Genomic DNA, 11,457 nt, shown 5'->3' with positions numbered 1-11,457 from the left:
TGCGTCCTAGGGCTCTCCTGGAAGGGGTAGTTCACTCCACCGTGTCAATCCGGTGGCAGTGAGGCGCATGGATTCATGACCCTACGCGACATCCCGTACAAGGTCGACTATCGCACCGGTTACGACGACCTTGCGGCAGACCTGTTCCGACCATCCTTGCGGGTGGCCACTGACTATTGGCGTGCAGTCGGCTATTTCTCGAGTTCGATCCTCGAGGCATTCGGATCTCCTTTGGGCGAATTCATCAAGAGCGGAGGCAGCATTCGGCTCGTCACCTCGGTCGAACTCACGGAGCCCGATCTTCACGCCATCGAGCGCGGTATCAGCAAGCGAGACGTCTGCGGTGCGCGGCTCGACGCCATTCTCAACGAGCAGTTCGCGGACGGCGTGGGCGACGGGGTGACGCGACTTGGGCTGCTGCTTGACCTGGGGCGTCTAGACATTCGCATCGCCGTGCCCAAGACAGGAACCGGCATCTACCACGAGAAGATCGGCATCTTCCTTGACGGCGACGATTACGTTGCCTTTACCGGATCCTCCAACGAAAGCCGCTACGCCCTGGAGAACAACCGCGAATGCGTTGATGTATACACATCCTGGGAAAGCCCCGTTCGGGCAAAGAGCAAGCAGACACACTTTACGGCGATCTGGGATGGCACGGACCAGGGGGTCGATGTCTACGAATTTCCCGAGGCGGTAAAGCGCAAGCTGATCCGGATCTGCCGCGCGCGCGAGGCGCAGCCTCATGCCCAGCGGGACGAAGCGCACCTATGGACGCATCAACAAAGCGCGCTCGACGTATTTCTGAAGCTCGAGCGCGGCGTTCTCAACATGGCGACCGGTACGGGAAAGACCCGTACGGCGATTGCGATCATCCGCGCACTTTTCATGCGGGGCGACATCGACACCGTGATCGTCACGATGGACGGCAACGACCTATTGAACCAGTGGTATGCGGATCTACTCCGTTTCCGACACTCCCTGCCGAAACCGCCTGAGATCTACAGGGACTACGACGACAGGAAGGAGGTCCAGAGCTTCTCTCTGGACAACAAGAATGCAGTACTCCTGGTTTCTCGACAGGGCGGGCGCTCCCGCGATCCCCTATCCTCAGCCGTCCGCAGCCTTTCGACCAAGGAAGCCGCACGAACCGTGCTGATTCACGATGAGGTCCACCGCCTTGGAAGCCCCTCGAACCGCGAAAGATTGGAGGGGCTCTCGGAGCCTATCCGGTACCGGCTCGGACTCAGTGCTACACCGGAACGCGACTACGACGAGGACGGGAATGCGTTCATCGCCCAGCACATTGGGGAAGAATTCACGGAATGCAGTTTCGGACTAGATGGCGCCATTCGCGGCGGCATCCTTGCGCCGTTTCACTATTTCGCCCTGACCTACATACCGACTGACGGCGACCGGGAGCGGATCAGCGCGGTGTTCAGGAAGCAAGCGGCGCGGCGTGAAGCCGACAACCCAATGTCTGATGAGGAAGTCTGGATCGAGATCGCACGGGTCTACAAGACGTCACCAGCGAAGCTCCCCGTGTTTTCGCGTTTCATTGCGGAACGTCCCGACATCCTGAAGCGCTGCATCATCTTCGTGGAGACCGTGGAGTACGGACAGAGCGTCCTGGACATCGTTCACTCCCATCATGCGGACTTTCATCCCTATTTCACCGGCGAGGAGTCGGAAACGCTGCGGCGTTTCGCGGTTGGGGAGCTCGAGTGTCTCGTCACCTGCCATCGCCTCTCCGAGGGGATCGATATCAAATCCCTGAACTCCGTTATTCTCTTTGCTTCTGCCCGAGCCCGGCTGGAAACGATTCAACGGATCGGGCGGTGCCTGCGCACCGACCCCAACAATCCGGCAAAGATCGCCAATATCGTCGATTTCGTCCGGGAACGCGACGCCGATGCGGACCCAGCCGAGCCCAATGCAGATGAACTGCGGCGCGACTGGTTGTCGGAACTGTCGGAACTGAGGGAGGAACAAAATGAGGCTCGACCACAACGTGGCTGAAGCTGTCCGGGTGGCCGTCCAGAACGCTGGCCAGCCAGCGACACTCGTCGAACGCATCACCAAATGGCTGGAGGTCGTGAACAGCCGAACCGAACTGTCTGACGACCAGGACGAGGATGCGCGCCATCTCGATTCGCTCTTCAACGGGACCGAACTACCAAATTACCGTCGCACCGCGAGCAACCGCTGATGCCCGCCACTATGCGCATACTGGGCTGGAAGGCGGAGGGCCTCCGATGTCCAGATCACGACATTGATTTCTCGGCCGACACGAACGAAATCAATCCCGTCACGCTCATTCAGATGCCGAACGGAACGGGCAAGACGACGACATTGAATCTCTTGCGCGCGGCCCTCTCCGGTTCGCGGCGCACCATTGAGTCGGGTACAAATAGCATTGGAGAATTTCGGAAAAAGGACAGCACCACAAGTGTCGGAACTTTTGAAGTACGCCTCCTACTGAACGATCGCAGAGCCACGATCCGGATCGAATTCGACTTTGAGAACGCCCAAGTGTCCTGGAGCACCAATACCGGCGGAGGATTGCGTCATGATTTCAAACCGCCGCCAGACTTCCGACGCTTCATGAACGAGGACTTCGTCAATTTCTTCATATTTGACGGTGAACTCGCACAAAGCCTCCTGAATCGCGAACTCACCGATGCGGAAACAGTCGTCGAGAACCTATTTCAGATCAATTCGTTCCTGATGCTCCGAGACAAGGTCAAATCTCACTGGGAACAACGGGCGAAGGACGCAGGGGCGAAGGATGATCGCGGTCTCTCCCGCCGCAGAAACAGGCTTGCGCTCCTCGAAAAGCGGTTAGCAAAGTTGATTAAGGAACGAGAGTACTGCCTTGGCGAAAAACGCAAGATTGAGGCAGAACTGACCGATCGGAGGAACGCCTATCAGCTGAGGATCGATGAACACTCCCAACTCGCTTCGGATTTGCGCGAAAGGGAAGAAAAAGCCAGGACGCTGTCATCCGCTTCTCTTGAAGCCGCCCGCGAGGCGCTTGAAACCATGCGTGACCCCCACGCACTGTCCCACGTTTTCGCCCGAGATCTTTGGGATCTGAAGTCGGGACTTGATCGAGTGAAGCTTCCCGAAAGCGCGGCACGAGAGTTCTTTGAGGAGCTGGCAGACGAAGAGGAGTGCGTCTGTGGGCGACCGATTGACGACGAAATGCGTGACATAATCCGAAGGCGATCAACGCAGTATCTGGCATCCGACGACGTCGCGCTTCTGAATGCAACGAAGAGCGCGATACAAGACGCAGTGGGAGAGTCTCTGGATGCGGCGGCGCAGGAACTTGGCAGGAAGATGGACGCTTTGGCTGAAAGCGTCCGCTGTGCGACAGCCGCGCGAAATGACGTGGAGAATCTACGACTCCGCGCCAATGAGGCCGACCCGACTGTTGCCCGCGTTCAAGAGGAAGTTTCGAAACTAGAGGAACGCCTCAAGGCGATTGAGGCCCGTCTTCAACGATACGAGAGTCCCGATACGGCGAGGGCGGACGCTGAGACGTGCGGGATCGCCGTCATTAGGGAGCGAATAGAAGTTCAAGAACGGAAGGTTGCCGAAATTACGGACACGATTGACCAGCGTGACAAACGCGACGTCCTAGTCTCCATTCTCGAAGATGCGTACCGAAGGGCCCGCGATGCAATTACGCGCGAAATATGTGACGAGGCGAATGCGCGCATCACAGAACTGATGCCGGACAATACTATTGAGATCGAGCGTATCGAAAAATGCCTAATGTTGGCCGGGCAAGAGGGCGGTAGCGTTGGGGAGACGCTCTCGGTGGCATGGGCATTTCTAGCAACGCTATTCAACAGGTCGGAGCACGCCCTCCCATTCGTTGTGGACAGTCCCGCAGGCTCAATCGACTTAGCAATCCGGCCGAAAATCGGTGAACTGATCCCGAAGCTGACGGGGCAGTTTATTGCGTTCACGATATCTTCGGAACGTGATCAGTTCGTAGCCCCATTGCAGCAAGCCAGTCCAGAAAAGATCCAGTTCGTGACGCTCTTTCGTAAGGGTCCTACCGGGCTGATCGAAATGGCACGGAAGACAGAGCTATGTGCTGAAACAGCGGACGGGATGCTGGTAGGTGGTGAGGATTTCTTCCATGCGTTCCAAATCTCTTCAGAGGAGCCAGATTAGTGCTACCGTTCAGAGTCGGAGAGCGCGCTTGGAACTGGTGGTTCAAGCCTCTTCGCGATGAAAAATCGTTCTCGATTGGTTTTGACGCATTCTATTTTTGCTTTATCGCCGGACTCTGTGAAGGCAGGAAGGAGGATTTGCGACAGGACGAGACAGAAGAGCTAGTGTCGTATTTCCCGGAGCGCTACAAGGCTAGGGGCCGGCTGCTCGTTGCGCTTTTTCTGATAAGTGAGCTTCGGAAGCTTGGGATTACCATGCAGGACAAGAAAGAGGTGCATTCGGTGATCGCCAAGTTGATCAGCAGGGACGCCCAGAATTTTCTTAGCGAAGAAGGAGTGCGAGAATTCAACCGATACGCGTACGGAGGCTACGAGGTCCTCCAAGACTGGTTTGATGGCGACCAGCCTAGGACGTTGGATGTGTTCCTGAGAGTCTTTCAAAGAAAGGTCAACGAGTTACTACCGAGCGCACCGCCGAGTTCGACACATGAGGTCAAATGAACATACGCCAGTTGAGCTTGTAGTTTCAGACTGCTAGCCCAATTTACGCAAGAATTGTGCCATTCGCTCCAGGCGCATGATGTCTGAAGGATCGTGATCATCAGGAGTAAAGTGCATTATATCGTTCCTAACGCTGCGAACAGACTGCAGAAGATCAATAAACGCCTTGCGGTCGACGTTCAGCTCCAACTTCGCCCACGCTTCCGGTTTTTCGAGAAGACGACAATAACCGCCGAAAGTTAGATCATCAGGTCCACGAACTTCCTTGCTGCCGTCCGACGCACCATCCAATTCCTCAACAGTAAATTTGCGTCGAACCAAATTACGCAAATGATGTTCAATCTCGCCAATTAGCAAGAATGGGTGTGCGCCCTGTTTGAACTGATGGGCTAAATCCACGGCGGTTACGATCCCTGTAATCCTATCGTCGGTTCCGCCTCGAACAAGGACGTACCCTTGGTCACATATTACGTTGGCGGCGGAGGCCAGAGGCATGTTCTCATCAACTTCGTACGCTTCTTCCATGCACTCCTTAACCGTCTTGGGAAAACTCCCTCGAGCGTAAGCTTCACCAATAGATTGCCAGCTCACGATCCCCTTCACAGTCCGGTCAGTCGTCATCACCGGAAGCTGTGAATAGTCTTCCATTTGCATTAGTGTTGTCGCTTTGACGAGCAGATCATCAGGTGCGACGCGGACGGGCGAATTATGCGCCGCATCGAGAATACCTACCCGCACCGTGGGATCATTCTCTAACCTGTTGTCCTCCGTTTCCGTGATATCGACTTTAAGTTCAACCGTGATTGGGCTGTCGATGTACTGCAACTCGAAATCAGGCGAGGCTTGGAGCCCATAGAATGCCAGATTTTCTCGGATCTCACCCACAACTCTGCCTCGGCGCCGCGCGTAGCCAAAATTTGCGAGGAATTGACGTACTGTGAGCGTTTCAGGTTGGGGAGCAGCTCCAGCGTCCAACTCGTCTTGGAGTCGCTTGGCTAGGTTCTGAAGCCAAGCAACGCCTTGGTTATGCGATTCAGACATAGAAACAATCTCGGAACGGCTGCTTGTGGCGCCGGAAGCCCGCGCAGAGCATACACTACGATCTTGCAAGATGATCATTGAAACCGCCGGACGCGGCAGAGCAATTCAAACGGAATTATGAGCCTGTAAACAACCCGGAATTTGCACTTTGACTCCCGTATGCTTGCCGCATACGACGTAGCCACATTGCCTAAAACTCTAGCGAATCTAGCCAGTTGGGGTGCCGGTTTTTGGGCCTGCCAGGACTGGCAAACATCAAGAGCCTCCAGCCAGATCGCATCTGGCTCGCCACGTTGTTCTTCCCCTAATCACTAACTGAATTCGAGGACCCTAAAGGTAACTCCTGCATGTCTTGTTCCGGTAATTCGCAATGCAGCTGCGTCAACAGCAGTGCGTCGGGCTCGTCGTGTAAGTGAAACTCATATAGCTCCGGGCTGAACTGCCATACTGCAATTTCGTCATTTGGGTCTAACTGATTTCGAATTATCAACTGAATTAAGATCAATGTGATGCGAATGTTGACATGGAATTGGCGAAGGGCTGGATCTTCATCGGCGCAGTATCGCGATTCGTCTCCCCAATCTTCCGGATCTGGCTTGACAGTACCATGGGTCACCGCATTGCGAAAACAACGAAGATGTTCGGCTGCTATTGCCGCGGTAGCCCTAACCGAAAAGAGGCGTAGCATCTCATCATTATTGTGCTCTATCGCGCTACTTGCGCTCAGATTGATCGCTTCGATAACAGATTCACGGAGATATGGAAAACACTTGTCACCCATTATACGCAAGAGTATGTCACGACCACGGGCTCCCTTACCTAAGCGTTTCTTATTTTCAGCGCGCGTGCTTGCTACTTCGACAGCTGCCTCATAGGCGATCCATACAAAGTTGAAAACAATGACGCTTGCAATATACTTAGCCGCGACTTCGCTGTTGGCTTCCTCGAAGTCTGCCGCAGGCCTACAATAGAGGCTGCTACCATCCAAATCTGTATCGGCGAAGAGATCATCTAATGACGCGGCCAAGTGCAAACTCTCTGCAATTGTCTGTAACTCATTTGCCGTGCCAAGATGCGACAGATAGTTGGCAACAGTGCACATGCGTTTTACATGCTCTCGCAGCGGAATCATGCCACCCGAGTCAGCAGTGTTGTTTCTCCAAATCGGATCCAAGGCGCGGTATTTGACCTTCACATGACCTTCCTGAAGGGCGCCAAAATGCAGCCGGCTACTTTCCAACAAATTGCGTAGTTCTCCAAGCTGAAGGACCGCTGAAGCTTGCGAATTGACATCCGACATATCCTGTCAGCCTTGAGTTCCACGCGCACGCTACTGCGCCCTTGGCGCAAGAAAGCACTTCGCCAAACATGCAAACTATGAGCGCCACAATAGTGTGCCGTGAAAGTCCGAACAAACTAGCGGTCACCCTAACCGACTCCAATAGCGTGAGCATGAGGCACCGCTTGTCGAGCCCTCAACTGTTAACGGCGGTCAAGCGCTATCCCGAACTACCGTCTTGAGGGCCAGAAGGCGATGCCCCCTCAAGTAGAGCCCATTTCTCGCCAATAGCGTGTTCCAAGCATCTCTCCGCCCGATCATCGTTGTGTCATCGTAGAGTCCTTTCTCCTCTTCGATGCGAGTAAGGCGGGCGAATTTCGCATAGAAGGGATGTCCAGCTTCGAGAAACGCCTCTTTGCGATGCAGGATCGGCGGATTTCGATGAGGGTCGAACTCCCTCTCCCGAACGCGAAACGTCTGCAGGTGGACCGAAAGCGAGTGGGCGAGTGCCGGATGCGGGTCCGTCTCGAAGTCCGGATAGCTCAGATAGGACACCTTGGGCTCGTCACGATGGAGCTTGACCAAATTGGCTCCCTCCACCCGACCAATCAACGCTCGTGCGCACCCTTCCAGAAGTTGGAGTTGAGGCGACAGCGCTGCGAGAGCACTCTCGTGCATGTAGAGTGCTGACGGCAGTCGCTTGCCGATAAGTGAGGCGTCCAGAGCGCCTTTCCGAACCTCGTCGCGCCCGATGGAAAACAGGAGGTCGTCGGCGTCGGCGCAGGCCTCCCTATAGGTGCCGAAGAAGCTTCGCACATCGTGCCGCAGTGCTGCCGGCAGGCCCGAAAATTTGGGGCGCCCCTCAAAGCGAGAGAGTCCCAGGAAGATGAGCAGCTCCGTCGAGCGTTGCTGTTCGATCGCCAGCCACTCTTCATCACCCGTCGCGCGCACGACCGTCCGCCAAGCCCGCTTCAGGCTTCCGAAGACGTCCACAATGCCCTGCTCTCCGCCCTTCAGTTCCCCCACGGCAGGAAGCCGCCCCCGCTCGGCGAAGAATTCCATTAGGGGCTCTAGCTTTTCTCGATGCTCAGCGAGAAGCGCTTCGGAACGCCTGATTCTCGGCGCCACCACCCGACGTCGGTGGCGGTGTGCCAAGAAGCTCGTTCGAGCAGTATCGTCGCGGAATACATAAAAGACTCCGGGCCCCGCAGGAACCGACAAGACTCCAAGTGTTGTGTCGATCCATGTCTTGAGTTCGTTCTGGTCGTAGAACTTCTGGAAGGTTCCCTGTCCCGTCAGAAATCCGTCCGCGTAGCCCGTCGACTGCCGCACTCTCCGCGCCTCATCGTGAAGGCGGGCGCTGACGACCAACGTCTCCTCGGCAAGGCCAAATGCCCTCCGCACTGTCTCTTCGCGTTCCCGAGGATCTTCAATGACATTGATCACGTACCCCAGGTTCACAATCGCTGACGAACGCATCGGTGTGCTAGGGCGGTGCACGGGATCCCAGCCCGCGCATTCAAATCCCAACAAATTCAGGGTCTCGACGTCACTACCATGGCCGCAACCGTAGTCGAAGAAGGAGCGAGAGGTTTCGAGTACCCCATCTGCCATCGCCAGTTTCACCGGCCGCGACAAATCAGAGCGACGCATTGCCGTCCGGTGGCGTTGAATTCCTGGGAGGTCGTTCATTGTGGAATTAGGCTAAAGAGCCGAAGCCCACGCTCACGTCCCGCATCGTAGCGGACGGACACGGCTGCGCTCGCAGCGACGACCAGGCGAACGTAATCCTTCGTGCGTAATAGGGAGACGATGTTTGGGCAGACAAAACAACAATGCGTTTGACAATTGGGGGCAATGTGTCCCGCTTGCAACTGCGGGTGTATCGGCAATGATCGTAAACAGAATCTGTCCCGTATTCGCCCACCTGACGTCAAAGCTATCGGGTGACTTGGGCAATCCGTTCGGATATTCGATCTGCTGCAGCCTTTACCGGATCGGCAGCAAGATGAGCGTACCGAGCCGTTGTTTGTACTTGAGTGTGGCCGAGCAACTTGCCGATCATCGGCAGGCCCTCGCCAACTAACAAACCGCCACTGGCAAAGCTGTGGCGCAAGTCGTGGAGACGGAAATCGTCAAGGCCCGCACGTGCACGTATCCGCCTCCAAGGAGTCTGCAGGTCGGTGAGATGGCGACCGCGCCGACGTCCGACGATAACCCAAGGATTGTCTTCGACACGTTGAACCCCGCGGAGTACTTCAATGGCGGCCTCCCCGAGAGGCACGATCCTAGCCCCGCTCTTGCTATCGGGCAGGTTCAGTCGGCCAGCCTCCAAGTCTACGCAGTCCCAGCGCAACGTCAGGATCTCGGATAGACGGCAACCCGTCAGCATGAGAAGGCGGATCGCCGCGACAGAGGACGGCGTTTCGGAAACCTCGGCATCCCTGAGAGCTGAACCCAGTCGAGCGTACTCGGTGTCGGAAAGGAAGCGCTCCCGCTTTCGCTCCTTGTATCGCTTCACGTGACGACATGGGTTCGAACCGTCTGGTCGCATCCCCCAAAGCTCCGCCAAGTTGAACATCTTCGACAAGACGGCGAGGGTGCGATTGGCTTGGTAGGGCGTGGCCTGCATATCCTGATGTAGAGCCACAACGTCCGCTCGCCAGACATCAACTACCCGACGTTTCCCGAGTTTCGGAGCAATGAAGCTCTCTACCGAATGCCTGTAGTCTTTCTTGGTTGTTGGCTTGCAATGCACAGAAACGTAGTCGTCGAGGAAGCGGCGACACAGTTCTTTCATTGTCCCGCTTTCGGGAGACTGCTTCTTCCGCAGTGTGGGGTCTTTTCCGGCTCTGGCCTGGGCGATAATTTGCATCGCTTGAGCGCGCGCCCCGGCGACAGTGACCACCCCGTGCTGCCCGATCGTCACTCTGATCAACCGACCATCAACGCGCGTCATCACAATGAAGACTTTTCGGCCCGATGGGTGGACGCGCACCCCGAAGCCCTTGAGTTCGTCGTCCCAGACCTCTCGTGGACGTGCTGCTACGGCAATCGTGTCCACCCTACGTTTCGTCAGTTTCGGCAACAGTCCCGTCCTCTCGCGATATCATTTCAGGTAACAAATAGGTAACAGATTGCATCGATTTTGCAAGCGAATCAGAGCAAATGGGCGTGGAATGTGTTACAGTAAGATACTGTTTCATAGTATATCATATATTTCCAGCGCAGATGGGGCTGGCAAGCATGAGCTGACTCTTAATCAGCGGGTCCAGGGTTCGAGTCCCTGTGCGCCCTCCACCCTTAAACATATGCAATCAATGGGTTTAATTACCTGATGCGGGCGGCCGAGTAAGCCTCGATTTCCCGGCTGGCAAACAATTGGCAAACAGTTGGAAGATATGTTCTGACCATCGACGGCGAGGTCTTTTGAGGATGGCGTGGACCGCCCCAGTGCCGCAGATCGTTCCATCTGACTGCGAAGTCCTTCGGGTCGCAATTGGATCGGCGTCGCGTTGGACCGGTTGTCACCGCTGATCTCGGGAAGTGCCAAAGGCCCGCGGGCTACAGTTGGCGGCGGACGGACAGGTCCCGTTCAGCGTCGTTTGGAACGTGCAGGTCTGGTGCGACCTGGGCCCCTTCTGCCCGCCGGTTGACCCGGCTGCAGATTGCGCGTGTATTTGCACTCCGGCCAGTTCGAGCACCCCAGGAATCGGCCGTACTTGCCCATCCTGGTCCGCAACCATCCGCCGCAAGCAGGGCAGCCTTCGATCGACCCGCCGCAGTCACGGCAGCGAAATGCTCTGCCGGTCCTGACCGGAAGGCCAGTTCCGCAGTGGGGACACGGCCGTTCAATGTACTCACAGTAGGGCCAGTTCACGCAGCCGTAGAAGATGCTGCCGTCGCGCGAGTTCTCCCGGCGCTCCAGGCGTCCCTCCCTGCACCGTGGACAAGCCACGTCGCCCTCCGGGAGCCGGCCGAACACGCTGACATCGTGCGAGCCGCTGATGAGTTCCTTGACGAACACCGACGGGGGCCCGCCTTCGGCGAGCAAGAAGACCTGGCGGCGCGCCCGGGTCAGCGCCACATAGAGCAGGCGTCGTTCTTCGGCGTTCGATTGCCCCTCAGGCGCGGCCATCACCAGGTCGAGCAACGGGTCGTCCGCGATCTCCGCGGGAAATCCGTACTTGCCTGAGCACAGGTCGAGCACCACGGCGTAGTCGGCTTCCAGTCCCTTGGAGCGGTGGATGGTCATGTACGAGAAGCTCAGCCCCGGATAATGCCGTGCCAGGCTCCCCAGGTTTGTCGGCTTGGTATGCCGGTAGCGGCCCAGGAGCAGCACGTCCGAGTTCCCGTCGTGTCGGTCCGCATCCTCGGCGATCCGGTCGAGTGCCTCCTTGAGCAACGAGAGCCCTTCCTCGCCCGGCAATCCCACGTGCACGGCCGGCC

9 protein-coding genes are annotated in these 11,457 nt (G+C 56.7%); 4 read left to right on the top strand and 5 right to left on the bottom strand.

Annotation, left to right across the window (positions count from 1 at the left end; genetic code table 11):
- Positions 1-75: 75 nt before the first annotated feature.
- From OXH60_04520 to OXH60_04505, 4 genes are read left to right on the top strand one after another with little or no spacing between them, the layout of a single operon-like run.
- Entirely contained in the window at positions 76-2,019 is a 1,944-nt protein-coding gene (locus tag OXH60_04520) for a DEAD/DEAH box helicase family protein (protein MDE0711383.1), read from the top strand.
- Positions 1,994-2,209: a hypothetical protein gene (locus tag OXH60_04515; GenBank protein MDE0711382.1), complete on the top strand. Its 216-nt coding sequence runs from the start codon at positions 1,994-1,996 to the stop codon at positions 2,207-2,209. Before OXH60_04520 ends, OXH60_04515 begins: the two co-directional genes overlap by 26 nt.
- On the top strand, positions 2,209-4,188 hold the full coding sequence (locus OXH60_04510) for an AAA family ATPase (GenBank protein ID MDE0711381.1): 1,980 nt from the start codon (positions 2,209-2,211) through the stop codon (positions 4,186-4,188). Before OXH60_04515 ends, OXH60_04510 begins: the two co-directional genes overlap by 1 nt.
- A complete protein-coding gene (locus OXH60_04505; protein ID MDE0711380.1) occupies positions 4,188-4,688 on the top strand; it encodes a hypothetical protein in 501 nt (166 codons plus the stop codon). Before OXH60_04510 ends, OXH60_04505 begins: the two co-directional genes overlap by 1 nt.
- A gap of 33 nt (positions 4,689-4,721) precedes the next feature.
- Here the strand turns inward: OXH60_04505 and OXH60_04500 are convergent, their stop codons facing one another.
- The 5 genes from OXH60_04500 to OXH60_04480 all read right to left on the bottom strand — a co-directional run.
- Positions 4,722-5,729 carry a CBS domain-containing protein gene (locus OXH60_04500; protein ID MDE0711379.1) on the bottom strand — a complete coding sequence of 336 codons (1,008 nt, stop codon included), beginning with the start codon at positions 5,727-5,729 and terminating at the stop codon, positions 4,722-4,724.
- 304 nt (positions 5,730-6,033) lie between these two features.
- A complete protein-coding gene (locus OXH60_04495; GenBank protein MDE0711378.1) occupies positions 6,034-7,029 on the bottom strand; it encodes a hypothetical protein in 996 nt (331 codons plus the stop codon).
- Positions 7,030-7,221: 192 nt separating this feature from the next.
- A complete protein-coding gene (locus tag OXH60_04490) occupies positions 7,222-8,700 on the bottom strand; it encodes a DNA phosphorothioation-associated putative methyltransferase (protein ID MDE0711377.1) in 1,479 nt (492 codons plus the stop codon).
- Positions 8,701-8,947: 247 nt separating this feature from the next.
- A complete protein-coding gene (locus tag OXH60_04485) occupies positions 8,948-10,096 on the bottom strand; it encodes a site-specific integrase (protein MDE0711376.1) in 1,149 nt (382 codons plus the stop codon).
- Between the two features lie 507 nt (positions 10,097-10,603).
- Positions 10,604-11,457 (bottom strand): topoisomerase DNA-binding C4 zinc finger domain-containing protein (locus OXH60_04480; protein ID MDE0711375.1); only part of this gene is annotated, 854 nt, incomplete at its 5' end.

The organism is Rhodospirillales bacterium (assembly GCA_028824295.1).
Classification (GTDB): Bacteria; Pseudomonadota; Alphaproteobacteria; order TMED109; family TMED109; genus VXPW01.
The sequence above is the reverse complement of the archived record's forward strand: the minus strand, read 5'-3'. Positions and strand labels throughout refer to the sequence as shown.